Origin of the sequence: Rhodococcus sp. KBW08 (assembly GCF_003852455.1) — a bacterium.
In the GTDB taxonomy this organism is placed as follows: Bacteria; Actinomycetota; Actinomycetes; order Mycobacteriales; family Mycobacteriaceae; genus Rhodococcus_F; species Rhodococcus_F baikonurensis.
The window spans coordinates 187914-213027 of record NZ_QAJJ01000008.1 but is presented as its reverse complement, the minus strand read 5'-3'; the positions used below and the strand labels follow the sequence as shown (position 1 = coordinate 213027).

Genomic DNA, 25114 nt, shown 5'->3' with positions numbered 1-25114 from the left:
TGATTCAGACTTCGCTCGCAACGATGACCGGGCAATGAGCTTTTCGAATCATCGTGCTGCTGGTCGTGCCGAGACCGGCGTCGTCGAACGAACCTCGCCCACGCCGACCCACGACGAGAAGCCGTGCCTCGGTAGAGAGTTGTTCAAGAATGGCAACCGAGGGGCCGTCGAACTCGATCTGACGGATGGCGACGCCAGGGTAGAGCGTGGCCCAACCCGATAGTTGCCACGTCAGCGGCGTCGAGTGCTGGGGCGCGTGCCCGGATGCGAAGTCTCGACGCAGTTCGCCCTCTGGCGGGGAGGCGTGCACGACGACCAGTTCGGTGTTCGCTGCCTCTGCTTCTTTGAATGCAATAGCCAAAGCGCTTTCACTGTGGGCGCTTCCGTCCAAACCGACGACAACGGGCAAGGCTGCCGCAGCGATGCTTTCACGCGGTCTTCCGACTTTTGCGAACGAACACCTCGGGGCAGGGGCAGCGAGATCGTCCTGTGGTGTGACGATCAAGGCGGCCTCAGCGGTCAGCGCGGTGAGAATTGCGGTGTTCTCCCCGGATATCAGATCGGTCCGGATCCGAAGATCTGGCGACACCGACTCGGCGATCTGAATGGCTTTCATGAACAGGGCGGTCGGTGACGCCGAGGTGTTCGGATCGGCGGTGATCGGAGCTGCGAAAACAATTCGCATCCAGAGACTGTGGCGATGCGCGAACTCGGCCGCCCACGTGATCACGTCAGGGCGCAGAGGGGATTCGTCGATGCACACGACGACCGCTCCGTCCGCGGACCACTCAGAGGTGACGAGGTCAGTCGATAGTTCGGGCTTCATCGTGAACTCCTCGAGCTGCGTCTGTCGAATGCGAACTGGCTTGCAGGACAGTGCCGAACAGCAATCCTGCGACGACTATCGAGCATGCGGCAGTCGTCAAGGGCAACCACACGAGCGTCGTGACCGCGAACATGAGCACGAGCAACGGCGCGAGAAGATGACGGGGTTTCGCTCGGCGTTCGTGTTGCTGATCTTCTGCCCAGGCTCGGTACTTCGTCCCGTCATTCATGTTGTTTCACCTCAGTTCTTACGTCGGAAACCGACTTGTGGCCAAGCAGTCCGACATGCGCCTCGTCGCGCATTCGTTCGACCATGTGGGGGTAGTGCAGTTCGAATGCCGGCCGCTCACTGCGGATTCGGGGGAGTTCGGTGAAGTTGTGCCGTGGTGGTGGGCAGGACGTCGCCCATTCGAGCGAGTTTCCGAAGCCCCAAGGATCGTCGACTGTCACAATTCGGCCGTACCGGTAGCTCTTGAAAACGTTACAGATGAACGGAATCGTCGAGGCTCCGAGCACAAACGCGCCGACGGTCGAGATCGTGTTGAGAAGAGTGAAATTGTCCGACGGCAGGTAGTCCGCGTACCGCCGAGGCATACCCTGAGCGCCGAGCCAATGCTGGACGAGAAATGTCGCGTGAAAGCCGATCAGAGTCAACCAGAAGTGGATCTTGGCGAGCTTCTCGTCCAACATCCGGCCGGTCATTTTCGGGAACCAGAAATAGATTCCGGCGTATGTCGCGAACGCGATTGTTCCGAAGAGGACGTAATGGAAATGCGCGACAACAAAGTACGAGTCGGTGACATGAAAGTCCAAGGGCGGGCTGGCAAGGATGACGCCGGAGAGTCCGCCGAACAAGAATGTGACCAGGAAGCCGACGGAGAACAACATCGGGGACTTGAAGGTCAACTGTCCCTTCCACATCGTGCCGAGCCAGTTGAAGAACTTGACGCCGGTCGGAACTGCGATCAGGAAGGTCATGAACGAGAAGTACGGGAGGAGAACGGCGCCGGTTGCATACATGTGGTGCGCCCACACAGCGATCGACAGTGCTGCAATTCCCAGTGTTGCGTAGACCAATCCGGTGTATCCGAAGATCGGCTTGCGGCTGAAGACGGGGAAGATCTCGGAGACTATGCCGAAGAACGGCAGTGCAAGAATGTAGACCTCGGGATGGCCGAAGAACCAGAACAGATGCTGCCACAACATGACTCCACCTGTAGCGGGGTCGAACAGGTGCGCTCCCAGGTGGCGGTCCACCCACAATCCGATCAAGGCAGCAGCGAGCAGCGGGAAAACGAGAAGGATCAGCATGCTGGCGACCAGCGCATTCCACGTGAAGATCGGCATGCGGAACATCGTCATACCCGGGGCGCGCAGGCAGACGATCGTCGAAACGATGTTGACTGCGCCGAGGATGGTGCCGACGCCGCCGAGAGCGAGACCGATGATCCACAGGTCGGCGCCCATTCCGGGGGAGTGGAGTTCGCTGGTGAGCGGCACGTAGGCGGTCCAGCCGAAATCTGCCGCACCACCGGGTGTTACGAATCCGGCGGAGGCGATCAGGCCGCCGAAGAGGTACAACCAGTAGCTGAAGGCATTGAGTCGCGGGAAACACACGTCCGGCGAGCCGATCTGCAGTGGCATGAGGTAGTTGGCGAATCCGAAAAAGACCGGCGTCGCGTACAGCAGGAGCATGATCGTGCCGTGCATGGTGAACAACTGGTTGTACTGCTCGTTGGACAGGAATTGCATTCCCGGAACGGTCAATTCCATCCGCATGAGCAGCGCCATCAACCCGCCGATCAGGAAGAACGCGAACGATGTCACGATGTACATCAGGCCGATCATCTTGTGATCGGTGGTCCTGAGGATCTCGACCAGTTTCGAACCCTTCGGAGCGGTTCGGGGAGTTGCGCCGACGTGGATATCAACCTCGTCGACCGGCCGGGGTGCGAGATCAACCACGACGGCCGCCTACGCGCATCGACGTGACGAAATACCGAGAATGCTTGGGACTGTGGAACATAAACGCAATGATCGTGGCGGTTACGACCTCGGGCGAGGGGAAAAGGTCCCGAGGACCGGACAGGGCGGCATGGCGTAGATCACGTGGTCCGGTACGGTCGAGAGAGTTGTCTTCACGAGCGGAAAGAAAGCGAGATGGTCATGGCATGTCGTATCAGTGAACTGGTGCTCGGTTGCCGGGAACCCGAGGTGCTGGGCCGGTTCTGGTGCGAGGTCCTGGACTTCGTCGTGCTCGATCGAATGGACGACGGTTCGCTGGAGATCGGCCCACGCGAAGGGTTCGGCGGTCCACAGCCCACGATCATCCTCAGTCGTAGAGACGAGCCGGAGAAGGGTAAGCCCCGCCTGCATATCGATGTCAACGCCACCGACCGCGATCAGGAAGCCGAACTCGAACGCCTACTGGCTCTTGGTGCGCGCCCGGCCGACATCGGCCAGACAGGTCAGGAACAGTGGCATGTCCTGGCCGATCCCGAAGGGAACGAGTTCTGCCTGCTCAAGGCCCAACTGGATCCGCTCTGACGCTCAACGGCCAGAGCTTGGTATCGGACTTCGCCTGGGGCTCAGCGGAACCCGCCACACCAGTTCGGTGACACCGTTCTCGCTGGTGATGTTGCTCGAGCCTCCGCACTGACGGGCGCGGGTCGACAGGTTGTCGAGACCGTGGATTCTGGTTGCCTGGTCGATACCCACGCCGTCGTCGACGATGCTGATGACGAGTTCCTCGGTGGCCCGGATGGTGACGTCGATGGCATCGGCATGAGCATGTCGCAGCGCGTTGCTCAAACCTTCGCGCACAACGGCTTCGGCGTGCAGGGCGAGTCGAGCCGGGACGGAACTGTCGATGGTTCCTTCGAAGGTGACGCTGGGAGTGATCGACGAGTGGCCGGACAGACCGTTGACCGCGTCGAGTAGGCGGCGCCGCAGGCTTGTGGGAGTAGACATCTCGCTCGTGTGAAGGTCGAAGACTGCGGTGCGGATTTCACGGACTGTTCGATCGAGTTGATCGACAGAGGTGTCCAATACGGTTCGAACGGTGTTCTCGTCACCTGGATGTTGCAGTACCCCTTGTAGGCTCAATCCAGTGGCGAACAGCTGTTGAATGACGTGGTCGTGGAGATCGCGCGCGATTCGGTCGCGATCTTCGAGGACGTCGACCAGTCTTTCTTTCCGTTGCTGTTCGGCGAATTCGACAGTGACAGAAGCGATGTCTGCCATTGCCGTCAGTTGCTCGATCTCCTCGGCGCCCCACGGGCGGTCGCTGCGGCGGGACGCGAACAGAACGCCGCCGCCGAACGAGGTTCCGGAGAGGGGGAGCGCGACCACCGAATCGTCGCCGGAAACATTCAGCGCCGGAACGGAACTGCCACGTAAGGCAGAGATCGGCCGACGACTGCGCGCAGCGTCGTCGATCACGGTCCCGGACAGATCGACGGCTGAGCCGGTCGCCGTGAAAGGCTGGGAATCGGCAGCGTCCGCGACGTGAACTACTGGCTCTCTGCCCAAGTCGTAGCGAATTATGCACACCAGATTGCCGTCGGTGAGATGGCGCGTCGTGCGTACGAGTTCGGCCAGCGTCTCGTCGCGCGATCCGCCGCTGAGCAGACGCGCGTTGACGGCGGCGACGGCTTTGAGCCAGGCTTCTCGCGTCCGGGATTCCTCGAACAGGCGCGCATTGTCGATGGCGATGCTCGCAGCGTTTGCCAAGATCTGGAGTACGGCCTCGTCGCGGTCGTCGAATGCAGTCCGGTCCGAACTGTCCGCGAGGTAGATGCTTCCGAATACTTCGCCCCTGACGAAGATCGGAACTCCGAGAAACGTATCCATCGGCGGGTGATTGGCTGGAAACCCCGCCGAGGACGGATGCGAGGAAATGCGCTCGGTTCGAACGGGACACGGTTCTTGAACGACCAGGCCCAGTAGTCCGTGACCTTCTGGAAGATGCCCGATCTCGGCGACCTGCCCCTGATCCAAACCGGAGTGGATGAATCGCGACAAGCGTCCGTCGGGGGACTTCACGCCGAGCGCACCGTAGTCCGCTTCGAGGAGGTGGCGCGCGACGTCGACAATTTGTTGCAGGGTTTCGTCGAGCTCGAGGGTGGACCCGACAGTCAATACGGCACTGAGCAGCTTGGGAATCGCGGTCGGGTTGAGGGCAGTCGCCTCGGCGCTTCCGGCGATATCGCCGAAAAGGCTGAGCATGAGCGCGTCGCGGCTACCTGGCATGGTGTGTGCCCGTAGTGGCGGAGAATGGCGAACCTGACGGAGTCAGCAAGTGAGTGGTCGCCTGTCCGGAAGGATCCGGGTGAGCAGTGCCCGCACGAAGCTTTGTCGCCAGAACTGCGGCCTGAGTTCGACGCTCGAGACCCAGTTTTTCGAGGATGCGGGAGACGTAGTTCTTGACTGTTTTCTCCGAGAGCTCCGCGTGCGTGCTGATCTCTCGATTGCTCAGCCCCTTGCCGATCAACTCGAAGATCAACAGTTCCTGATCGGTCAACAGTGCTGCCGCAGTGCCGGACTCCTGCTCGGATCGGATGCGCCGAACCAAACCGATGACTGCCTGAGTGTTCAACAGGGATTTGCCGGTGGCGACCGTACGGATCGCCGAAACCAGGTCGTGGCCGCGGATGTTCTTGAGGACGAATCCGCGTGCGCCCGCGATCATGGCGTCGAGGAGGGCGTCGTCGTCGGAATACGACGTGAGCATCAAGGTGGCCGCTTCCGGATAGGTCGACGCCAGTTCTCGGCACAGTTCCACACCGTTGCCGTCGGGAAGCCTGACGTCCATGACAACCACGTCGGGTCGGCATGCGGGTATGCCGGTCGAGGCTTCGCGAACGCACGACGCCTCGCCCACGACATTGAATCCCGATACCCGATTCAACAGGTCTGCCAATCCACGACGAACGATCTCGTGGTCGTCGACCAGATAGATGCCGATCGTCACGGTGGTCACCTCTTCCAGCTCACGCCTGCCATCGATGTTACCGGACGGTAATGTCCCGACAGGATCGGGTTGTCCGACCGATGGTCGACAAGAAACCCGCGTCGAAGGGTGCGAGACCGGGTGTCGATTGCACAGAGTCAAAGGTCCCGACCGTCACGAGATCTGAATCACCCCGATGCCACCACGTGGTGGGTGTGAGCTGAATGTGATTGCGCCGGTGGCGGTTCGATTCGTTCAGTCGACGGGAGCGAGTTCGACCGAGACGTAGACGCCCTTTCCTTTTCGGTGTGCGAGTGCCTCACCCGGGCGATCGATACCGTCCAGTTGGAGAATGATCGGTCCTTGTTCCGGATAGAAATTGCGCCACCAACTCTTCTTGTCGGGCATGGCAACGCCGATCGTCACATGGTCGCCCTTGCGCTTGTAGGAGACGGGCGCGCTGAAGGTGCGTCCCGACTTGCGACCGACATAGGTGATGACGGTCATCGAACGGCCGAGAAGCTTGCCCACGATCGGGGCACCGATCAGTGGTTGGACCACTACGTTCACGGCGGCGGACATACGTTGGAAAGTGTTCACAAGAAGCCCTTTCACATCGACTACTGCACGAAATCGAATCCTGCACGGAAATTGCTGCGTGCAGTAGTTCTATCCTGCTCGACGGGGATTGTCGCGCGGGCAGAAATTGGTACAAACCGGTGCGCCGAAGCGAGTAGCGTTGGGTAGGTCGAGGGTCATTCGAATATGCGCGGTCAAGCCATGTCGTCCTCGACGCCAACCCGGTCCGTGGTCGAACGGCCGAGAACTGGAGCGCCTGTATGGCGTCGAACCCGTCCGACGTGTCGAATGCACCAGGGCAAGCCGAGTCGACTGACGCGGATGAGAAAGCATTGTCCATCTGTCCGGCATGTCAGCACAGTATGGAATCCCACGATCCGCTCGGAGTTCGGTTCTGCGCGGTGACTGCCGACCGCGGTCTCGACCGAAAGTGCATCTGTGCCGCCGATCGCGAGGAAATGCAGCACTACTCGCGATATTGATCCGCCTGGACGTCACGTCCATTCCTTCGTCAGGATTCGACTACCACCCGCGTGATGCTGTCGTCGCCGCTGAATCGCGCCGCGGGGGCTATGTACTGAGGGCAGGATTCAGCGTCGTCGCGACCATCTGTCGCGCAGAAGCATCAGTGCGGTAAGGGTTAGCCCCCATCCGATTGCAGACAGCGCAACGCCTACGCCCGCTTGGCCGGTGACATCAGTACTAGCGCCGATGCTGAAAGCTGTGGTGAATCCTGCAGCCGTGCCGGCAGCTGCAGTCAGACCTCCCGACTTGATCCATCGCGCGCAATGTGCGGAAACGAAACACGCGAGAATTACCGTTAATCCGCAGGCGAGGACCTGCCAGGTCGGAAACTGCGTTGGGGCAGGCAGGCCGGGGCCGCGGAATCCGCCTTTGTAGTCGGCTGACCAGCTGAGCCAGCCCACGCAAGACAGAACGCCCAGCGCAAAAGCCAACAGGCCAGTGCGCCACAGTCCGAGTGAGCCCGACCCTGTGAGCCCGGAACCGGGGGCGGTTGTGGAATGCTCCAGGTCAAGTCGTTCCGAACGCCAAATCGTCCAGATGAAGCTCGCACCGACAGCCGTGGGCACGCCGACGAAGATGAATACGATCCAGAGAAACTGCGGCCAGGAAAACTCGAGATCGACGGTCATGAATGGAGTATGCGCGTACTACCAACCCTGCGTGGCCACCGTTCACTGTGCCGAGTCGTCGCTCAACCTTCAACGACCTTCTCGACGTGTGTGTTGGTCGGGTTCAGGTCGATTTTCCGTGCATTGACCAGTCGGAGTCCGGGTACCGGGTCTCCCGTGGTGTCGTCTATCAACGTCGAATGGGGTTCACCGTCATCGAACGCATGGCGTTCACCCCACTGTCGCAGGCTCGTGATCACGACGAACAGATCCATGCCACGTTCAGTCAATACGTACTCGTTGCGGGTCCCTTGCACGTTTGATCGAACCTCGAAGATCCCTTGCTCGACAAGGGCTTTGAGTCTGTCCGTGAGAATGTTCTTTGCGATGCCCAGGTTTCGTTGAAACTGACTGAATCTGGATGCCCCGTCGAAGGCGTCTCGCACGATCAACAACGACCATCGATCGCCGATGATGTCGGCCGCTCGGGCCGTCGGGCAGTGCGAGTCCGTCCACTGTGCGCGATCAGGCATTGAATTCCTCATTGGTTGCGTTTTGAAACCGAATTGACGTAGCCTTCAAATGGTATCAAAATGCAACCAAGTTGAGGTGGAAGTGTCCGAACGTCATGCACTCACGATCGCACCGGTAGGGCCGAAAATGCCTCGTGGACTTCGCCTGTTGCTCGCCGTGCTCTGCGGTGTCTCGGTGGCGAACATCTACTACGCGCAACCGCTACTCGGACAGATCGGCTCGGATCTTTCCCTTCCTCCGGCCGGCCTCGGCTTCGTCGTGGCACTCGCCCAACTCGGTTACGTGGTCGGGTTGATCGTGTTGGTGCCACTGAGCGATCTCGTGAATCGCAAGAGATTGATCGCACTCCAGATCGTCGCTGCTGCAATGGGAACGATGATTGTCGCTCTGGCCACCACGAGCGCGCAACTGCTGATCGGGATGACCGTCGCCGGCACGTTCTCCGTTGTCGTTCAAGTCGTAGTCGCCTACGCTGCGGCAATCAGCGACCCGGACGAGCGGGGCGCAAACATCGGTGTAATCACCAGTGGTGTTGTCGTCGGCATCATCCTCGCTCGAACTGTCGCCGGCGCAGTTGCGGATCGGGCAGGCTGGCGTGCGGTCTACTCGGGATCTACTTTCATTTCGGTACTGGTCGCGGCAGTCGCGTTGACGATGCTGCCGAAAGACATTCGCTCGCACTCGGATCGGTCTTCTTATGTGCATGCCATGGGATCGGTCGTGACATTGGCGATTACGAACCGACTATTTCGGACGAGGGCTCTGATCACCTTGTTCTTGTTCGCGTCCTTTGGCGCCTTGTGGAGTGGAATGGCCCTGCCATTGAGCGAAGAACCATGGCGGTTGTCGACCACACAGATCGGGCTCTTCGGAATCGCCGGATTGGTCGGAGCATTGGGCGCGATCGGTGCCGGACGTTGGGCCGATCAAGGGAAGGCGCAACGTGTTACCGGGGCGTCTTTGGTTGTTCTCTTGCTGTCGTGGGTATTGAACGCGCAGGCGACGCATTCGCTTGTCCTGCTCGTAGTCGGTGTTGTCGCGTTGGACTTCGCCGTACAGGCTGTTCACGTCACGAGCCAGAATCTGATCGTCGCGGACCAACCGGAATCGGCCGGACGGATCATCGGCGGTTACATGGTGTTCTATTCGTTGGGCAGCGCCGCTGGAGCAGTAACCACCACAATGGTTTTCGACGCGGCAGGGTGGGGTGCTGCAAGCATTCTCGGCGGTGCCTACGCGTTTGCAGCATTGGCGGTGTGGACGATCGATCGATTGCGGATCGGTCCCGCACTAGGGAGTTGGGAGCCACGTCCTGGCCGCGACGACCAAGGCGTTCACACCGATGGTCAGGGTCGGCTCGATCACTGGAGCGTAGTGCGGAGAGTGGTTCGACGGAACGGTTCGCAGGGCCGGATCAGTCATGTCACCCGTAGTGAACAGTGAAGGGTCGGTCCCGCCCAACAGCCAGTACGACAGTGGCGCACCGGCACTGGTGGCGAGGATTCCGACGTCTTCACTACCTGCGCCCGCACCGGGGTCGAGAATCTTGTTCGTTCCCAGCCATTCGGCAAAAGCATCGAGGGTCTTGTCGAGCGCTGCCGGGTCATTGACGACGATCGGAAAGCGCTCCGTCTCGGTGATGGTCGGTGGGGTGGGTGCGCCGGCGGTGGCCGCTTCGCCCTGGACGATGCGGTCGACGCTGTCCAGGATGCGCTGACGCACACCTGCGTCGTAGCTGCGGATGTTGAGTTGCAGTTCTGCTTCGCCGGGAATGACGTTGGCGGCATCTCCAGCATGGATGGAGCCGACGGTGAGGACAGCTGTCGCAGTACTCGGGACCTCGCGTGAGATGACAGTTTGCAAACGCAACACGGTTTCGGCTGCCATGACCACGGGATCGACCGAGTTCTCCGGCATAGATCCGTGGGCGCCCTTTCCGACCAGTCTCACACGAAGTGAGTCCGATCCCGCATACGAGGGGCCGGCGTGCCCGGCGATCGTGCCTGCCGGTAGCGGCGATACGTGTTGGCCGAGAACGATGTCGGGCTTCGGGAATCGCTCGAACAGTCCGTCGTCGACCATGGCTTGCGCACCCGCGCCAAGTTCCTCGGCCGGTTGGAATACGAGGACAAGAGTGCCGGACCACGTCGTCGTGTCCTGCGAGAGGATCCGGGCTGCACCGAGTAAGCAGGTCGTGTGCAGGTCATGGCCGCACGCGTGGCTGACCGGGACGGACTTCCCCTGATCGTCGGTCGTTGTCACGGTGCTGGCGTAGTCCAATCCCGTTTCTTCCCGAACCGGGAGGGCGTCCATGTCCGCACGCAGCAGCGCAGTGGGTCCTGCTCCGTTCTTCAGGACTCCGACGACTCCGGTAGTCCCGACTCCGGTTGTGATGTCGAATCCCAATGCATGCAAATGTTTTTCGACGATCTTGGACGTGCGATCTTCGTGAAACCCCAGTTCAGGGTGACTGTGGAGATCCTTGTACACGTCGATCAAATCCAGATCGACTGCGATTGTTTCGTGCACTGACGAGGTCATGGGCGTCCTCTCGGTAGCGTCTTTTCAGGCTAACCGGGATGACAGGTCGGTAAACAGGACCTTAGGTCCCACCGTGCCGGTGATGCGGAGTCCGGTGCTACGGCACGTAAAACGATGTGACACCTGGGGTGATGATGGATCCGGCCACAGACAGCACGGCGACAGCGACTTGACCGGTCCCGGTCTGCACGATCGCCTCGGCCGGGACTCCGTTCAGACCGTCCGAGAGCCGAGCGGAGCCGGAAGCCCCGGTCGAAAGGTTCAGCCAGCGCACTTCGGACGAGAGCAGGCATCCCCAGCGGTCTTCCTTGCCGCCGGTGATCGTCACCGTGCCGGGTTGTTCGCCGACTACAGCTACGCAGCGGACGGCGGGCGCGTCGAAGCTGCCGTTCGGGTTGCCGTACGGCGCAGGGTTGATCTGAAACGGAATGGTCACCGAAGCGGATGCGAGGGCTACCGGCGTCAGAGCCGAAACGATCACGACGGATGCGCAGACGCTGAGTCGGCGAACGAGATTCATCACGAGAGACCTCCAGTGTTCGGCAATGTCGCCTGCGGTTACCACTTTCCACCACGGTCGTGATCGAAGGGACAGCCTCACCATATCCGCTCGAATAGGAGAAATTCGTGGATCGAGGACACGCTGGCGTGATGGTGGACCGATCTGCGAATTGGTCGACAATGTCGAGGAACGATCAAACGCACCCACGATTCTTCCCGACTCCCGGCATCAACCGCCGCGAATATGTCACTCAGGGACCGGGCTGTTTGCCGTGACGGCCGAACTGCGCCCACTCTGACCGGATGCTGTCCGAGCCAACCCGCTCGCAGTGTCCCGCTGAATGGGCATCCGGACCCTACTCCGCTGCGACTGCCCTAGCGTTTGCGTCGATAAACCACGTGAAGGGATTCGTTCAATGGCTAAGAATCAGGCACCCCCCGCGACACGAGCCCATGACATCGCTGTCGACCTGCTTGTGATCGGGTCCGGTACCGGCATGGCAGCGGCCCTCACCGCGAACGAGCTCGGCTTGTCCACGCTGATCGTGGAGAAGACGCAGTACGTTGGCGGTTCGACGGCGCGGTCCGGTGGGGCGTTTTGGATGCCTGCCAACCCGGTACTGGCAGAAGCCGGTGCGGGCGACACCATTGCGCGCGCGAAGACGTATGTGCATGCAGCGGTGGGTGATACGGCACCCGCCGCGCGTGGTGAGGCGTTCGTCGACAACAGTGCCGCCACGGTCGACATGCTCCATCGCACGACGCCCATGAAGTTCTTCTGGGCCAAGGAATACTCCGATTACCACCCCGAACTGCCGGGCGGTAGCGCTGCCGGCCGCACCTGTGAGTGCCTGCCGTTCGATGCGTCGGTGCTCGGTGCGGAACGCGGTCGCCTGCGCCCCGGCTTGATGGAAGCCGGGCTGCCGATGCCCGTGACCGGCGCGGACTACAAATGGATGAACCTGATGGTGAAGAAGCCGACCAAGGCTTTTCCGCGCATCATCCGCCGCTTGGCGCAGGGCGTCTACGGCAAGTACGTCCTCAAGCGTGAATACATCGCCGGTGGTCAGGCGCTCGCAGCTGGCCTGTTCGCCGGTGTGGTGCAAGCCGGTATCCCAGTGTGGACGGAGACGTCGTTGGTTCGGCTCGTCACCGAGGGCGACCGCGTGACCGGTGCAGTTGTCGTGCAAGACGGCCGCGAGGTGACGGTGACGGCCCGGCGCGGCGTAGTTCTGGCCGCCGGCGGGTTCGACCACAACATGGAGTGGCGCCACAAGTACCAGTCGGAGAGCCTCGGAGAGCACGAGAGCCTCGGTGCCGAGGGCAACATTGGCGAGGCGATCGAGGCCGCGCAGGAGTTGGGCGCCGGTATCGGTTCCATGGACCAGTCGTGGTGGTTCCCGGCGGTCGCGAGCATCAAGGGACGGCCGCCGATGGTGATGCTCGCGGAGCGTGCCCTGCCTGGCTCGTTCATCGTCGACCACACCGGCCGGCGATTCGTGAACGAGGCAACCGACTACATGACCTTCGGTCAGCGCGTGCTCGAGAGGGAGAAGGCGGGCGACCCGGCTGAGTCCATGTGGTTCGTCTTCGACCAGGAGTACCGCAACAGCTACGTGTTCGCCGGCGGCATCTTCCCGCGTCAGCCCCTTCCACCGGCCTTCTTCGAGTCCGGTAACGCACACAAAGCGAGCAACCCGGCAGAGCTCGCTCGCAAGGTCGGACTGCCGGAGGACGCCTTCACCGAGACCTTCCGGACGTACAACGAGGCCGCAGCAGCAGGTAGCGACGCGGAATTCGGTCGTGGAGGAAGTGCGTACGACCGCTACTACGGTGACCCGACAGTGTCTCCCAACCCCAACCTGAGGCCGGTCGACGGTCGTTCCCTCTACGCGGTGAAGATGACATTGAGTGACCTCGGTACCTGCGGTGGCGTACAAGCCGACGCGCGTGCCCGCGTGCTTCGTGAGGACGGCAGCATCATCGACGGTCTCTATGCGATCGGCAATACCGCGGCCAACGCATTCGGTCACTCCTATCCAGGTGCCGGCGCGACGATTGGCCAGGGCCTGGTTTACGGCTACATCGCTGCCCATCACGCCGCGGAGCGGTAGCTCGACAAAACACAGAGCGGTGGCTCGACCGAGCACAGAGCGGTAGCTCGACAAACACAGAGCGCTAGCTCGACCACATAAATAGATCTACCCGACGGGAGATCAGCGCGCGTTTCCGACACCGGAACGTGCGCTGGTCTCCCGTTCGGCATTTTTCCTGGTGGGGGCGTTGTCAGGCGCGGGATTATGTCACGACCGGTCGGGACGAACGTGCAAAAACAGGTACGTACCCAGGTAGTTCAACCGTCGCGTGCAGCGCCGTGAAGCGACAGCGTATGAGGTGATTCGTCATCCGCAACGCAAGGATCTGCATGTTCCACCCCTTTCTCGACCGTCCGGGTAGACACCCGCCTCGATTGGTCTGCGATCGAAGAAATTGAAGTTCGGTGCGCCTGCATTCACAGTGCACGGCAGAGCGAACCGCCACGAAGTCAGAACTCGTCAGAGTCTGATCGGTCCGTTTGATCGCCAGGTGCCCTCGATCGCGAGCTTCGTCTTTTACACGCCCCGTATTGGGCGCATTCGAAAAGTTCTACACAACGGAGTCGGTGCTGCTCGCCATGAGCTCAGCACATTTCGAGTGCTGTCAGCCGGTAGAGGCTGCACCTTCACCGTCCACATCCAGTCAGGAAATAATGAGTAAGCACAGAAAACACAAGCCCTCCAACACAAAACGATTCATCGCCCTGACCGCGGGAGTGAGCGCCCTCGTCGGTGCCGGAGCAGTAGCCAACGCAGGTATCGCCGGTGCGCAAGGCTGGTCGGCCAGTTGCGGTTGGGAGTGGCCGGTAGGTGGATCACTCTCGCAGGGGTACCACGCGGGCCACGACGGCGTCGACTTCGCCGTAAGCGTCGGTACCACGCTCTACGCGCCGACGTCGGGAACGATTTCTGTTGCAGGGCCCAATGATCCAGGAGGATACGGAACTTACATCCAATTGGAAGCGGACACCGGCGAGCAGATCCAGATGGGACACCTCTCCGACACCTGGGTCGGAGTGGGTCAGCACGTCGAGGTCGGCGATGAGATCGGGGCAACCGGCAACACCGGTAGCTCGACCGGTCCCCACTTGCATCTGCGGATTCACAGTGGTGGGACCGTCGATCCGATGGCCTTCCTGAGTTCGGTCGGCGCATGCGATACCGGTTCGAGCATTGTTCCTGCCGCTGCACCTGCACCTGCACCTGAGGCGGCAATCGAATCCGCACCGGAGCCCGCTTCCGCTCCGGTTGTCGAACCCGTGTCATCTGAATCTGCACCGGCAGAAAGTATTCCGGAGACTGATTCCCGTGTGTCGGGCGAAGAGGTGATCGTTGCGGCTGGCGATACGTTGTCCGGTCTCGGTGCAGAACGTGGGCTTTCCTGGCAGCAGGTCTGGGACATGAACCCGCACATCGTCGATCCCGACCAGATCTTTGTCGGTGACGTCATCAACCTGTAAGAGTGGAGAATCCAACTCCGGTACGATGCCTTCCGCCCGGTCGCCCGGACGGAAGGCATCGTTTCATGTGCTGGACAACATATTTGGCGAAATTTGTGTCGCCTTGTCAGGGCTGAAACTCTTCGTTGTGGGGATTCTCCGGCGGACTGGTTGCTAGTATGCGCTTCCACCACTTTTGCCGCTGCGGGTCTTCGTTCCAGAGCACCGGTTCAGCGAGAGTGGGTACGGGGGCCACGGTTGTCGCGGACATAGGAGACCTCCTGGGATGAAAGGTTCTTGGGCATGCGATTTCGCGCCAGGACTGCAGAATTTTGCAGCGTGATCCAGGCGTGTGGGTAGCGCTACAGATCCGATCAGGTCAGGCTTCGATCTGTCCCCTAGCTTCCGTCTCGGAATGTGCAGATCGGACAGGAGTCGCCGACGAGATTTCGATTCGCCTCGGTTTTGCCTTCTCGGCGATCGGCAAGCTCACGGTCAATACGCCGTTGTCGTACGAGGCGACGATCCGCTCGGAATCGATGTCCTCGCTGATGGACAACTGCCTTCTGTACGTTCCTGTGAAACGCTCACCGGCCAGCCACGTCACGCCCTCTTCGGAGAGGGCACTACGGTGCGCGGTCAAGGTCAGAGTCGAGCCGTCTACCCTTACGTCCACCGATCCCGGGTCGACGCCGGGGAGATCGGCATGCAGGACGTAGTGGTCATCGACCTTGTAGAGGTCCATCGGCATAAAGCGTGGACTTCGGTTACTACCGGTTCCGGTAGCAAGCAAGGATTTGGTGATCGCGTCGATGTCGGTGAAAGGATCGAAACGAAGCACAGCAACACACCTCCCGTATCGTCGAAGAAAGGTCACCGTCACCTCGACGGCGACCGAACTCACTGTGCGAGAACATGATAACCAAAAAATCTGGCACTCTGCAACCTCGAGTGCCAGATTTTTCGGTTGAGACTTCGGACCGAGATTCGGGAGGATGTGTGCCGAACTCGGGTCGCTGATTACTCGACCTTTGTGGCCTCTACGGGATCAGAACGCGCGGGTTCAAGATGTTGTTGGGGTCGACGGCGTTCTTGATTGCCCTGTTCAGCTTGACCACGACCGGGTCCAAGGCATTCGACAGGTTTCCTCGTTTGTGTTGTCCCACGCCGTATTCTGTTGTCACGGTCCCTCCCAGTGCCCTCACGAGGTCATAGATCTCTCGTCTCGCCGCGACTGCAGATGCTGCGGCCCCTTCGTCGCCGACCGGATAGTTGAGGACGGGGTGTGTGAGCTCGTCCGCGGCGTGGGTGTAGCTGACGACAGTGGTGTTGTTGCGATTTGCTATGTCGGCTATACCGTCGGTGAGCTCAGGGAGCTTGTCGATCGAGACGGCAACATCGTCGCCGGTGACCACGCCTTTCTGCTCGAAGGCTTCGTAGACGGCGTAGCGCGGACGGATGAACAGCTCACCTTCGTGATGGTCGTCGGTGACGAATACAGCTGAGGCTCCCCGTTTTTCGCAGTGCGTGCGCATCAGTTCCATCTCGGCCTCTGCGGCGTTGCCGGCGTCGGAGCGCCCGATGAGGAGTGCCCCGGCGTCGGTGTCGAGTTCCATGCGAAGGAACTCTTCAGCCACCTTGATGGCGGCATTGTCGAGGATTTCGAGTTCTGAGGGGCGTGTGCGGTTTGTGATGTCCCGTGCGGCGGTGACGGCCCCGGACATCAGCGGGAAGAAGGCCACCAATGTGTGAGGAGTCGGGGGCTGAGGGATGAGCCGAAGTGTCAGTTCGGTTATCACTCCCAGTGTGCCTTCGCTGCCCACGAACAACTTCGTCAACGAGAGCCCGGGGGTGTCCTTGATGCGGTCCCCGCCGAGTTCAGCGATGGACCCATCCGCTAGCACAACGGTCATTCCCAGAATGTAGTCGCTGGTAACGCCGTATTTCACGCAACAAGGACCACCCGCGTTGGTTGCGGCGTTGCCGCCGATCGAGCAGATCTCGAATGACGACGGGTCTGGTGGATAGTACAAACCTTCTTTTGCGGCAGCGGCTTTCACATCGTTGGTGAGTGCGCCCGGTTCGACGATTGCCGTGCGTGACGATGCGTCGATCCGGATCGATCTCATTCGTTCGAGGCTGAGGGTTATCGCGCCGTCGATGGCCGTGGATCCGCCGACGACACCGGTTCCGGCGCCCCGTGGGACAACTGAAATACTTCGGCTGTCGGCGAAGCGAAGGGTCTCCTGCACGTCTGATGCTGTCGATGCACGAACAACGGCTACCGGTGTGCCTGCTGCGGGGTCGAAACTCCAGTCCTGTCGATAGGATTGGAGGAGATCTGGATCGGTGGTCATCGCGCCCGGTGACAGTCGCTGGGTGAGTAGATCCAAGTCGTCGACAGTGTCCATGATTCGAGTTCCAGCCTTCCGATCCGTGATGTTCTACCGAAACCGGTTGAACCTGAGGAATACCGATGGTCGGTCACCCACAAACCGCGTAAACATCAGTCGATGACGCAAGAAGTCTTGCCTCATCCGGGGTATGGGCGTGGACCAGGTAGTTGAAAGCTAATGTCTCGAGTGCGGTTGAGATCCACTGAATGTGGCGTACGGCACAGTTCGTCCGCCGCGGCAATCCCCAGCAATGAGCCAGCGATGGAGGAACCACACCATGACGGCACCGCTGTGTCAGATACTGCTGAGGTCCGATATCACCTGATCGAATGCTCCGGTACGGCCGGGAGTCACTACTTTCTGGAATAGCGTCAGCACGCACTCGTCGAGTGCGTCCGTTACCGACACGGTTTTCCGAGTGACGGTACTTCGGTTTGACCAGCGTCCGCGGGCCATGTGCGCCAAGGCGGATCCGTCGCGCAGAGCCGTCGCTTTCCGACTCGATGAATGCGCGAAGACATATGTCCGGTCGGAGATGACCACTTCGCATCGCTTGTTCTTTCGACGCATTGCCTTGGGTTGTTGATCTGTCACAGTTCCGGTCATCCCTCCGGACAATCGAAGTGTTGCGGGATGGCCTTTGCGGAAGGTGAGAGCCTGTCGATCTCGAGCGGCGCGCGACGAATCCCGCTTCCTTCTACCTGGCGTCTGATCGCCCTCGTCCGTGTGTGTGGGGGACAGTGCGCCGTAGATGCTTCCCGATGGATCGAAAATCGTTACGGCTGAACCGTCTTCGGCAAGATTGACAAACCATCCGGTACCTGTGGAACTGTTCCAATTCATGCCGAAGATTATGCTACGAGTGATCGTCGAGCGGCAGGTTGCCTACTCCAACGTCAGAGGACACGACGGTACGTCTTGTCTGCGACTGTGATGACGGCGCCGGATGCGATAAGTCGTTCGAGGTGAAGTTGCGCTGTTCGCCGTTCGGCGGCGTCGACGTACGGCGCACTGACGTGGGGCCGGTAGACGAGGCGGTGGGCGACGATGTCTTCCAAGCGTTGTGGTTCATCGAGGAAGTTGACGAGTCGTTCTTCGCGGCTGAGGAGTTTGTCCCGGTAGGCGGTCAAGCGTCGACGGAATTCGTCGCTGCCCTCGATCACGCCTTTCTGGTGGAAAGTTCCGTACCAACGCGCGTCGATCGTTGCGACGTGGTCGATGGAGTCGAGAAAGTCGTTGACGCTGCTGCCAAGATCGCCGTACATCGGGCCGAAGGAGGTGAGGTCGATGTCGGCGACGTAGAAGAAGCCGTCGGGCTCGACAAGGACGCCGCAGTGTCCGCGAGTATGACCAGGCAAATGAATGACTGTCGCGGTGCGGTCGCCGAGGTCGAAGACGTGACCGTCATCGATCCCCGCCACATTCTCGTGCGTCGAGGGGATGCCGTACTGAGTTGCTATCGATTGCTGGACCTCGGCTCGTTGGCCTGGGGGAAGGCCGTAGTTGGTGAGCAGCGTGTCGAGGGATGCAACCGCGGGTGCGTCGAGGTGGTGCGCGTAAACCGGTGTGTCGAAGTGACGTAGTCCGGCGATGTGGTCTTCGTGGCCGTGGCTGACGAATACGAGATCCGCGCCGACTGGGTCGCGGTCGAGAGAAAGGGAAGGGTCCATGACGAGGGTGCCTTCGGATCCGCGCACCACCACGGTGTTTCCGTAGGGGACGGCTCCACCGTTCTCCGGAATCAACACCGAGACCTTGCCGAATTCCACGGGTGTGAACATCTTTCGCCTCCCAGTGCGACGACAGTGTCGAGATGACACCGGCTTGCAGGCTCGAATCAGTCAGGACCTCTCGACAATATGCGTTGGCCCGACGACGGGATGAATCGGATAGTGAGCCGGCTACAGGTGACCCGCCTCTTGGCAGGCACACACCGATTTTCGGTGCTCGATACGATCGATCTGTGAAGAAGGCCGAGATCACCGCACTGCGCCGCCGCTGGGCGGATGAGGATGTCGAGAATCTGCGCGCGCAATTGGTCGTCCAGTCGCGGATTGTCAAGCCCCCTCACACTCTCACTTCTCGTTGGACAGAGACCGATGACGGTTTCGTGGATCTGCGCGGTCTAGTCGTCGGTAGCGATGGTCTCGACATCAGATTCCTCGCACTCGAACGTGTTGACCTGAGCTACGTACGGGGCGCGCTCACCGCCTTCGAGGCTGAGATGTTCAACTGCCGTTTCGATTTCGCTGCGCTGACGAGTCAGCAACGACTCAATCGCCGATTCGAGCGATGCAGTTTCCGGGGAGTCACTGCTTCGCGTCTGACGATCGGACCGAAGGTCGTCGATTGCGATTTCACCGGGATGAAAGCACACAGGCTCCGCTCTGTGCCCAATACCTTGTTCGAGCGGTGCGCATTCGACGACTCGGACCTGGCAGGCGCGGAGTTCGCCGATACCGCCTTTGTCGATTGCACCTTCCAAAGCGCGCGATTCTCCGCGTCCACCAACTTCGAGCGGTGCACCTTCACTCGCACTGACATCGAGTTCTCGACGGCGAGGGTTTCGCGATCGACGAGTAACGGATCTACTCTGCGGGACCAGTGGGAAGGGGAGGCCCAAGCAGCCGTGGCGTTGGAGCGCCACGCAGTGCATTACGCGTCCGCAGTCGAGATGGGGGAGGAGGACGACGTGTCCCTCGATCCATTCTGAAAGACCGCAAGACGTCTGTCAGTTGCGGTCACTGCCGATTGTCAATGGCGAGAGTCTCGTACCCGAAGGGTAATTGGCGCCGAACACAGCTGGGCCGTCGGCGGTCACCTGTACTTCGGCTCGCAGGACAGACGCTGAGCTCTCGATACCATCGAGGGTCGCAATCACGGCGCGTCCAGAGCGGTCCTCACGCTCAGTTGCCCCTGCGTCTCGTTCACACGAACTTCCGGATCGGCAATGACGATATCGAGAAGCCCGTCGTGAGCACGAAGATGGATCGCGCCACCGAACTCGGCAATCCGAACCCCGTCTGCGTCATGATGATCGGACGCTAGTGGCCAGACCAATTCGTCACCCAGCTCAACGAGGCCAGACGCATACGAAATCTCACCCAGCACGCGAATATACTGCAGCAGAGACTCTTTCACAGACCAACTCAAGATTGTGGGATTACGGTTCTCTGTCATTCCCAAGCCTCCTTCTCGTGCGCCGAAATGTGAACGGGACGTGATCCGCTCGGATGCTGACCGACCGGGCTCAGCGTCGACGACCTCGAGTCCCGTTCCAACGCCACGCGCAATATCGTTCCATGGTTCGCCCGGCTATCCGTCGGGGTCGAACTACCGGCAACAGTGTTGGTTATTCGTCGTTGGATCCGGGTTGGGATTTGAGGCCCGCGAGAACGAGGTCGACGACCAACTCGACGTACGTGTCGGATCCGGCTTCGAACTCTTTGATTTTGGACATCGGGGTCATCAAATAGTGGTGCTCAATTGTTCCTGCCACGGCGTCGAGAATCAAGGCCGGTGACGTTCCTTTGCTGATCTCTCCGCGTTCGATTGCCCGAAAGATAATTTCGCGACCGCCGGCAATGCTCTCACTGCGAAAGTCGGCAATTTCTCCCTCGAATAGTTCGGGATAGATTTTTGCATCGATCATGGCTCGTATTCGTACTGAGCCGTGCTTACCGAGTAACTGCTCTACCGTGACGTGACCGATCGCAATCAAGTCTCCTCGAAGCGTTCCGGTATCGAAGTCGAGGACGGTTCTCTTGCTCGATCGCAATGCATCCGACATTATCTGCTCTTTGGTCGTCCATCGCCGGTAGAGTGCTGCTTTTCCAACTTTGGCGTGTCGGGCGATGATATCGAGGTTCAATCTCGCCCAACCAAGTTCTCCGTACAAATCCAACGCAGAGGAAAGAATGCGTGTCTCTATGTCCGGGTCGCTGGGTCGCCCACGACCAGATGGTTGTGGCATGGCACGCGACATGGACCCATCATGCCACGCGCCATCGTCGGGTCTGTGTCGAGTCGTTTGTTCGGGTCAATCTCGACGGTGCAGCGAAGTGAAGCCGCTTTCTCGTTCGAAGCGGGAGGAATCGAGGCAAAGACTCCTCCCGCACAACGTCAGGATGATTCTCGGACCGGAATGTCGACCAATTGCTCAATCGGTTCGGGTCGATACGCTTTACCGCCTAGCTTGCTGAGGAAGGGGGCCAAGACGAAAATCAGAACACCCACTCCGATGCACACGGTCCAGATAGTGACGAACGCACTCTCAGTTGGTAGTTTCGACCCGCTGATCAGCATGCCGGACATAATTGCGGTAAAGGCGGCTCCGGCGACTGCACCCGCAACCGTTCGCGATGTGTTGTACAGAGCACCCGCTATCGCGGAATCCTCCGGGCGTGCGCGCGAAATTACCAGAGCGGGAAGGAGTGCGACGAACAAACCGATTCCGGTACCGCCGACCAATCCCATTGCAATGAAGCCAGACAGAGTGTCTCGAAATACGATCAATCCAGCAAACCATGTGGAAATCAGAATCGCCGACATCTGCAGTGTCGTTCGGGTGCCGAATCTTTGCGCAACGCTGTCGGCGAGTGACGACGCAATCATGACGGCGATGGGTACTGGAGTGATTGCAAGGGCAATGCCCATCGAATCGAGACCGAACCCGTACCCGGCGACTTCGGGTTTGGAAGCGAAATACAGTGCTGAGACAGTGGCAGCTCCGTAGAATTGCAAGCCGAACAGGCTGGTCAATCCCAACAGGAATCCCACGCCACCCTTCGTCAACAAGGTCAAGTCGACCAGCGGGGTGCTGATTTTCTTTTCGAGTGCGACGAAAGCAACAAGCAACGCCAAGCCGCCACCGATTGCCATGAGCGTTGTTGTGGAAGTCCACCCCAATTTGCTTCCGTTGCCGATCCCGACAAGGAAGATCGCGAGGCCGATGCCAAGAAGTGCTGCACCTGTCCAGTCGATGGAACCAGTTGCACGGGTGGATGTTTCGGGAACGAACAGTGCAATAGTGGCAAGGCTTGCCAGTGCGAGCGCAGCGGGCACGAAGAGGACCAGAGTCAGGCTTGCGTTGGTTCCGAGTAGTCCGACCAAAAGGGTTCCTGCGGCTCCTCCGGCGCCAAGGCACCCCACGAGAATTCCGATCGCGCGTCCGGAACCGGCACCGGCTCGTTCTCGGAGAATTGCAAGCTCGAGTGGAAGTAGTGCGCCCAGTGTTCCTTGGATGACCCTGCCCAACAAGAAGATTCCGAAGGACGGAGCTACAGCTGTCAGGATCGTTCCGAGGGCTACGGAGCCGAGCACAACCATCACCATGCGACGATGACCGTATTTGTCGCCCAGTTTGGCCAGTAATGGGACGCAGATGACGGTGGAAAGTAGGTATGCCGCCAAGACCCAGTTGAGTTGTGCGGGGTTGACGTCGAGCCTCTGTCCGATTTTCGGTATGAGTGGTATGTACCACGACTGCAACATTCCGCTGGTGACTTCGGAAAATGCGAGGAAGCCAACGGCGGCGAGCCCTCCGGCCTGGCGCGGAGAAATCACAGAACTCGACTGGACGTTCGGTTCGGTCACTGGATCCCCTCGGCGGAGTATTCACTGTGGGTTCGGTTGTTGCGCATCAGTTCTCGGTTCCTTGTCTTCGGGAGATTCGGAGTCGACCGAATTAGAGACGACTATCGTCCGCTGAACAGTATTGAGTGCCTTACTGATGTGTCAAGGCTCACAAAATTACTACTGGGTGGTAGCTATATCGGGTGCTTGAACTCCTGCACTCGGCGGGTGTGGTCGAGTGTGCGAACCCGCGATGAGCGGAGTGGGTCTGACATCAAGACATCACCTGCGGGGCACAGTCAGATTGCAGTGCTTGCTATTTCGTCGAGAGCTCGCTCGACGGCGTGCGCGATCTTGGAAGCTGGAGGCAGATGCTCTGCATCCGCCTGGATTCCGATCCAGAAGTATTCGTTGTAGGACACCGCTGTGAAACCGACTCGAACATTGCCGGCCAACGGGCCAAGCGGCCAGAGTTCGACGAGCGCTGCCCCGTCGAGCGCGAGCGGGCCGTGCGGGCCGTGAATCGCGTCGACGGGCGATATCGGCACGTCGCGTGTGGTTTCGGCCATCTACAGAGCGTAATGGACGAACGGGCCTGGGCGACGCTGGTTTCAGCTAGCGGATCACCAAGTCGTGGTCGGTGGCGCTGAGGGTGATTGCCGCAATGTGGTTGCCGTGCATCCAGTCCCGCACGAACGTATCCAAGGCCGGATTGGATGCCCGATCTGCGTACGCGGTCGCCGGGATCTCGATTGCCCCGACGAGGTGGCGCGGATTGCTGTCGAGGCCGGACTCTCGGGGAGACATCCTCAACCCGTCGGCGGTGTGCAGGACGACTGGTAGCGCCGTGCCATCAGGTGCAGTCACGGTCGCGGTCCGGGTAGTGGCGGCCGGGTCGAAGTGGTCCACCTTCAGCTGGTATCCCGACGGCTGGGCGTGCTGGCCGATGGCGTCGAGCAGGCGCGGATCCACGACAGAGTACGGAAACCCGATGTCGATCAATGTTTGGCCGTCGATGGCGCCATTGCGAGCGGGCAGGGATGCGGACAAGTGCCAGGGGGCGGCGGGGGTGAGAGTGTCTGCCGAGCGGTCTGTCGGCGTGTTCTCGATCGCTGTGCCGAGGATGGGAGCGCCTGTCGGTGTGAACTCCCAGACGCCACCGACGAGATCCTTGTGCCAGAAGCCGGATTCAGCGTCGCGGCGGCCCTCGACGCGCAATTCGCGCCGGTTCGGGCCGGGACCGAGTGAGTGCACACTGATCGCGGATGTGACTTCACCCGGAATCTTGGGCTGGTGCACCCAGTCCGGCGCCGGAAGTTGGATCGCTGCGGTGTTGCGGTCGAGCGTTTCTGCAACGAGGTTGGGTGCGGTGGGCTTACCCGACTGGTCTTCCCAGCTGTATCGGAAGAAGATCGAGTCGGAGCCCGAAGAGTCGAAATCAAATGTGCGGGTGTACATGTCGCCGTACTTGTTCATCACGAAGGTGGTCGATCCAGCCGCCGACAGCGAGTCGGCCCGGAACCGACCACCAAGCGGGCCGCCGATCTCGTAGCTGTCGTCGTTGGGCAGCCACGGGTCCGCATAGGTGATCCGGCTACCGTCCCCGGTCAAGGTGGGGATCATCGTCATCTTGGCCAGTCCGACGTAGTGGATTCGTCCCGCGACGTCGGTGAAGGTTCGGTTGTCCCACGGCGACGAGACGCTCAGCGCCCACCCGTTCGGCCGGTCGCCTGGGAGTTGTCTGCCTGGGCCACTCCACAGAGGCGCACCCCACGCTGAGGTCCAGTTCCACACCAGCGGATCCTGCGACGCGTTGTCCATCGTGTAGATCCAGCCGTTGTCGTCGACTGCGACCAGTTCGTCGTCGTCCAGCGATATCCCGACCAGTCGTCCACGCAGGCACTCGGGCATCGGCACGAAATGCCAGGCTTCCGTGGTCGGTACGCCAGGCTCCCGCGGACGGGCGAGCAGGTCGTGGTCGACGAGCGCGAAGTCCCAGAAGCGATTGAATTGAGTTATCGGCGTGCGAATCTCGACGGAGGTAGGGGCCGTCGAACCGGTGAAGGTCGGTAGGTGCGCCAGCCCGACTCGGCCACCGCCGGAGGGCACACCTGGCGGCAGTTGGGCGGTTCCGAATGGTACGCAACTTGCCGGCCCGGATACGGCGGGTGCTGCCGCGGCCAGGGGAGTGGACCACAGTAAACCGGCAGAGAGGAGGATGCCGACGCTCAGCAGTCGCGATCGGTGCGGATGCGAAACTCCACTGTCGGTGTCGTTCACGGTCCGATTGTCGCATGATCGGCACGTTGAATCGGCAGAATGTGAGGATTGTCCATCTGTGTCGGTTGCAGCGCAGAGTCCCGACTGCTGTGGTGCGGAATTTCGGTGACTATTGGAGAGATTGTCCTGCAAGTGCTTTCGTAATAGTCGGTAGACCGCTCCGCGACCAGGCAAGAATACCGATAGCAGGCGAACCGAGTGTCTTATCCGAAGTCTCACGAATTCCTCATGTCCAGTGCGTTATTCGTCTCTTCTGATACCCCGC

Annotated in this window: 24 protein-coding genes and 2 pseudogenes; 6 read left to right on the top strand and 20 right to left on the bottom strand. The window is 60.4% G+C overall.

Going from position 1 to position 25114, the window contains the following annotated elements; translation table 11 throughout:
• Nucleotides 1–4 precede the first annotated feature (4 nt).
• The 3 genes from DBV08_RS10650 to ctaD are packed head-to-tail and all read right to left on the bottom strand — an operon-like array spanning nucleotide 5 to nucleotide 2790.
• On the bottom strand, nucleotides 5–826 hold the full coding sequence (locus tag DBV08_RS10650) for a universal stress protein (protein ID WP_124567412.1): 822 nt from the start codon (nucleotides 824–826) through the stop codon (nucleotides 5–7).
• Complete coding sequence (locus DBV08_RS10645; RefSeq protein WP_124567411.1) at nucleotides 804–1055, bottom strand: hypothetical protein; 252 nt, start codon at nucleotides 1053–1055, stop codon at nucleotides 804–806. Before DBV08_RS10645 ends, DBV08_RS10650 begins: the two co-directional genes overlap by 23 nt.
• Nucleotides 1048–2790: a cytochrome c oxidase subunit I gene (gene ctaD / locus DBV08_RS10640; RefSeq protein WP_124567410.1), complete on the bottom strand. Its 1743-nt coding sequence runs from the start codon at nucleotides 2788–2790 to the stop codon at nucleotides 1048–1050. Before ctaD ends, DBV08_RS10645 begins: the two co-directional genes overlap by 8 nt.
• A 201-nt stretch (nucleotides 2791–2991) precedes the next feature.
• Between ctaD and DBV08_RS10635 the strand changes: the two genes are divergently transcribed.
• Nucleotides 2992–3372 carry a VOC family protein gene (locus DBV08_RS10635; protein WP_095971948.1) on the top strand — a complete coding sequence of 127 codons (381 nt, stop codon included), beginning with the start codon at nucleotides 2992–2994 and terminating at the stop codon, nucleotides 3370–3372.
• Between the two features lie 3 nt (nucleotides 3373–3375).
• Here DBV08_RS10635 and DBV08_RS10630 read toward each other — a convergent pair whose 3' ends face one another.
• The 3 genes from DBV08_RS10630 to DBV08_RS10620 all read right to left on the bottom strand — a co-directional run bounded on the left by DBV08_RS10630 (nucleotide 3376) and on the right by DBV08_RS10620 (nucleotide 6376).
• Entirely contained in the window at nucleotides 3376–5076 is a 1701-nt protein-coding gene (locus DBV08_RS10630) for a GAF domain-containing sensor histidine kinase (RefSeq protein ID WP_124567409.1), read from the bottom strand.
• Nucleotides 5066–5797 (bottom strand): response regulator transcription factor, encoded by a 732-nt coding sequence (locus DBV08_RS10625; protein WP_095971949.1) that lies wholly within the window; start codon nucleotides 5795–5797, stop codon nucleotides 5066–5068. Before DBV08_RS10625 ends, DBV08_RS10630 begins: the two co-directional genes overlap by 11 nt.
• Nucleotides 5798–6031: 234 nt before the next feature.
• Nucleotides 6032–6376, bottom strand: a complete 345-nt coding sequence (locus DBV08_RS10620; RefSeq protein WP_124567408.1) for a nitroreductase/quinone reductase family protein — start codon at nucleotides 6374–6376, stop codon at nucleotides 6032–6034.
• A gap of 239 nt (nucleotides 6377–6615) precedes the next feature.
• Between DBV08_RS10620 and DBV08_RS32560 the strand changes: the two genes are divergently transcribed.
• Entirely contained in the window at nucleotides 6616–6837 is a 222-nt protein-coding gene (locus DBV08_RS32560) for an RGCVC family protein (RefSeq protein WP_095971810.1), read from the top strand.
• A gap of 108 nt (nucleotides 6838–6945) precedes the next feature.
• On the opposite strand, the gene DBV08_RS10610 is transcribed toward DBV08_RS32560, so the two are convergent.
• Together DBV08_RS10610 and DBV08_RS10605 are read right to left on the bottom strand one after the other, a co-directional pair.
• On the bottom strand, nucleotides 6946–7509 hold the full coding sequence (locus tag DBV08_RS10610) for a hypothetical protein (RefSeq protein WP_095971811.1): 564 nt from the start codon (nucleotides 7507–7509) through the stop codon (nucleotides 6946–6948).
• A gap of 62 nt (nucleotides 7510–7571) precedes the next feature.
• The gene (locus DBV08_RS10605) at nucleotides 7572–8021 is read right to left on the bottom strand and encodes a helix-turn-helix domain-containing protein (protein ID WP_124567407.1); all 450 of its coding nucleotides are present in this window, start codon (nucleotides 8019–8021) and stop codon (nucleotides 7572–7574) included.
• 49 nt (nucleotides 8022–8070) lie between these two features.
• On the opposite strand from DBV08_RS10605, the pseudogene DBV08_RS10600 reads away from it, so the two are divergent.
• Nucleotides 8071–9345, top strand: a pseudogene (locus tag DBV08_RS10600) (MFS transporter); the annotation flags it as partial.
• On the opposite strand, the gene DBV08_RS10595 reads toward DBV08_RS10600, so the two are convergent.
• Nucleotides 9313–10563: an amidohydrolase gene (locus DBV08_RS10595; RefSeq protein ID WP_124567406.1), complete on the bottom strand. Its 1251-nt coding sequence runs from the start codon at nucleotides 10561–10563 to the stop codon at nucleotides 9313–9315. The pseudogene DBV08_RS10600 and the gene DBV08_RS10595 overlap by 33 nt on opposite strands.
• Nucleotides 10564–10660: 97 nt before the next feature.
• On the bottom strand, nucleotides 10661–11083 hold the full coding sequence (locus tag DBV08_RS10590; RefSeq protein WP_124567405.1) for a hypothetical protein: 423 nt from the start codon (nucleotides 11081–11083) through the stop codon (nucleotides 10661–10663).
• A 397-nt stretch (nucleotides 11084–11480) separates the two neighbouring features.
• Between DBV08_RS10590 and DBV08_RS10585 the strand changes: the two genes are divergently transcribed.
• The gene (locus DBV08_RS10585; protein WP_124567404.1) at nucleotides 11481–13178 is read left to right on the top strand and encodes a 3-ketosteroid-delta-1-dehydrogenase; all 1698 of its coding nucleotides are present in this window, start codon (nucleotides 11481–11483) and stop codon (nucleotides 13176–13178) included.
• 635 nt (nucleotides 13179–13813) lie between these two features.
• Nucleotides 13814–14620, top strand: coding sequence for a M23 family metallopeptidase (locus DBV08_RS10580; RefSeq protein WP_124567403.1), 807 nt, complete (start codon nucleotides 13814–13816; stop codon nucleotides 14618–14620).
• A 358-nt stretch (nucleotides 14621–14978) separates the two neighbouring features.
• Here DBV08_RS10580 and DBV08_RS10575 read toward each other — a convergent pair whose 3' ends face one another.
• From DBV08_RS10575 to DBV08_RS10560, 4 genes are all read right to left on the bottom strand, one after another.
• Entirely contained in the window at nucleotides 14979–15440 is a 462-nt protein-coding gene (locus DBV08_RS10575; RefSeq protein WP_124567402.1) for an Hsp20/alpha crystallin family protein, read from the bottom strand.
• A gap of 199 nt (nucleotides 15441–15639) precedes the next feature.
• Nucleotides 15640–17010, bottom strand: a complete 1371-nt coding sequence (locus DBV08_RS10570) for an FAD-binding oxidoreductase (RefSeq protein ID WP_124567401.1) — start codon at nucleotides 17008–17010, stop codon at nucleotides 15640–15642.
• A 279-nt stretch (nucleotides 17011–17289) separates the two neighbouring features.
• The gene (locus DBV08_RS10565; protein ID WP_124567400.1) at nucleotides 17290–17838 is read right to left on the bottom strand and encodes a hypothetical protein; all 549 of its coding nucleotides are present in this window, start codon (nucleotides 17836–17838) and stop codon (nucleotides 17290–17292) included.
• A 53-nt stretch (nucleotides 17839–17891) separates the two neighbouring features.
• Nucleotides 17892–18776, bottom strand: coding sequence for an MBL fold metallo-hydrolase (locus DBV08_RS10560; protein WP_124567399.1), 885 nt, complete (start codon nucleotides 18774–18776; stop codon nucleotides 17892–17894).
• 182 nt (nucleotides 18777–18958) lie between these two features.
• Here DBV08_RS10560 and DBV08_RS10555 point away from each other — a divergent pair, with 182 nt between their 5' ends.
• Entirely contained in the window at nucleotides 18959–19708 is a 750-nt protein-coding gene (locus DBV08_RS10555) for a pentapeptide repeat-containing protein (protein ID WP_124567398.1), read from the top strand.
• Between the two features lie 164 nt (nucleotides 19709–19872).
• On the opposite strand, the gene DBV08_RS10550 is transcribed toward DBV08_RS10555, so the two are convergent.
• From DBV08_RS10550 to DBV08_RS10530, 6 genes and pseudogenes are all read right to left on the bottom strand, one after another.
• Complete coding sequence (locus DBV08_RS10550; protein ID WP_124567397.1) at nucleotides 19873–20175, bottom strand: HtaA domain-containing protein; 303 nt, start codon at nucleotides 20173–20175, stop codon at nucleotides 19873–19875.
• A 172-nt stretch (nucleotides 20176–20347) separates the two neighbouring features.
• Entirely contained in the window at nucleotides 20348–20785 is a 438-nt protein-coding gene (locus tag DBV08_RS10545; protein WP_240952729.1) for a TetR-like C-terminal domain-containing protein, read from the bottom strand.
• Nucleotides 20786–20794: 9 nt separating this feature from the next.
• A pseudogene (locus tag DBV08_RS33255) lies at nucleotides 20795–20968 on the bottom strand (helix-turn-helix domain-containing protein); the annotation flags it as partial.
• Between the two features lie 149 nt (nucleotides 20969–21117).
• Nucleotides 21118–22590: an MFS transporter gene (locus DBV08_RS10540; protein ID WP_124567395.1), complete on the bottom strand. Its 1473-nt coding sequence runs from the start codon at nucleotides 22588–22590 to the stop codon at nucleotides 21118–21120.
• Nucleotides 22591–22868: 278 nt separating this feature from the next.
• A complete protein-coding gene (locus DBV08_RS10535) occupies nucleotides 22869–23138 on the bottom strand; it encodes a WS/DGAT domain-containing protein (RefSeq protein ID WP_234036717.1) in 270 nt (89 codons plus the stop codon).
• Nucleotides 23139–23184: 46 nt separating this feature from the next.
• Nucleotides 23185–24849, bottom strand: a complete 1665-nt coding sequence (locus DBV08_RS10530) for a hypothetical protein (protein ID WP_260395509.1) — start codon at nucleotides 24847–24849, stop codon at nucleotides 23185–23187.
• Nucleotides 24850–25114 lie beyond the last annotated feature (265 nt).

Bases quoted from the DNA above. Each gene is read 5' to 3' on its own strand.
- DBV08_RS10650 (WP_124567412.1), bottom strand. From the start codon at position 826: ATGAAGCCCGAACTATCGACTGACCTCGTCACCTCTGAGTGGTCCGCG.
- DBV08_RS10645 (WP_124567411.1), bottom strand. From the start codon at position 1,055: ATGAATGACGGGACGAAGTACCGAGCCTGGGCAGAAGATCAGCAACAC.
- DBV08_RS10635 (WP_095971948.1), top strand. From the start codon at position 2,992: ATGGCATGTCGTATCAGTGAACTGGTGCTCGGTTGCCGGGAACCCGAG.
- DBV08_RS10630 (WP_124567409.1), bottom strand. From the start codon at position 5,076: ATGCCAGGTAGCCGCGACGCGCTCATGCTCAGCCTTTTCGGCGATATC.
- DBV08_RS32560 (WP_095971810.1), top strand. From the start codon at position 6,616: ATGGCGTCGAACCCGTCCGACGTGTCGAATGCACCAGGGCAAGCCGAG.
- DBV08_RS10610 (WP_095971811.1), bottom strand. From the start codon at position 7,509: ATGACCGTCGATCTCGAGTTTTCCTGGCCGCAGTTTCTCTGGATCGTA.
- DBV08_RS10605 (WP_124567407.1), bottom strand. From the start codon at position 8,021: ATGCCTGATCGCGCACAGTGGACGGACTCGCACTGCCCGACGGCCCGA.
- DBV08_RS10595 (WP_124567406.1), bottom strand. From the start codon at position 10,563: ATGACCTCGTCAGTGCACGAAACAATCGCAGTCGATCTGGATTTGATC.
- DBV08_RS10590 (WP_124567405.1), bottom strand. From the start codon at position 11,083: ATGAATCTCGTTCGCCGACTCAGCGTCTGCGCATCCGTCGTGATCGTT.
- DBV08_RS10585 (WP_124567404.1), top strand. From the start codon at position 11,481: ATGGCTAAGAATCAGGCACCCCCCGCGACACGAGCCCATGACATCGCT.
- DBV08_RS10580 (WP_124567403.1), top strand. From the start codon at position 13,814: ATGAGTAAGCACAGAAAACACAAGCCCTCCAACACAAAACGATTCATC.
- DBV08_RS10570 (WP_124567401.1), bottom strand. From the start codon at position 17,010: ATGGACACTGTCGACGACTTGGATCTACTCACCCAGCGACTGTCACCG.
- DBV08_RS10565 (WP_124567400.1), bottom strand. From the start codon at position 17,838: ATGAATTGGAACAGTTCCACAGGTACCGGATGGTTTGTCAATCTTGCC.
- DBV08_RS10560 (WP_124567399.1), bottom strand. From the start codon at position 18,776: ATGTTCACACCCGTGGAATTCGGCAAGGTCTCGGTGTTGATTCCGGAG.
- DBV08_RS10550 (WP_124567397.1), bottom strand. From the start codon at position 20,175: ATGACAGAGAACCGTAATCCCACAATCTTGAGTTGGTCTGTGAAAGAG.
- DBV08_RS10545 (WP_240952729.1), bottom strand. From the start codon at position 20,785: ATGTCGGATGCATTGCGATCGAGCAAGAGAACCGTCCTCGACTTCGAT.
- DBV08_RS10535 (WP_234036717.1), bottom strand. From the start codon at position 23,138: ATGGCCGAAACCACACGCGACGTGCCGATATCGCCCGTCGACGCGATT.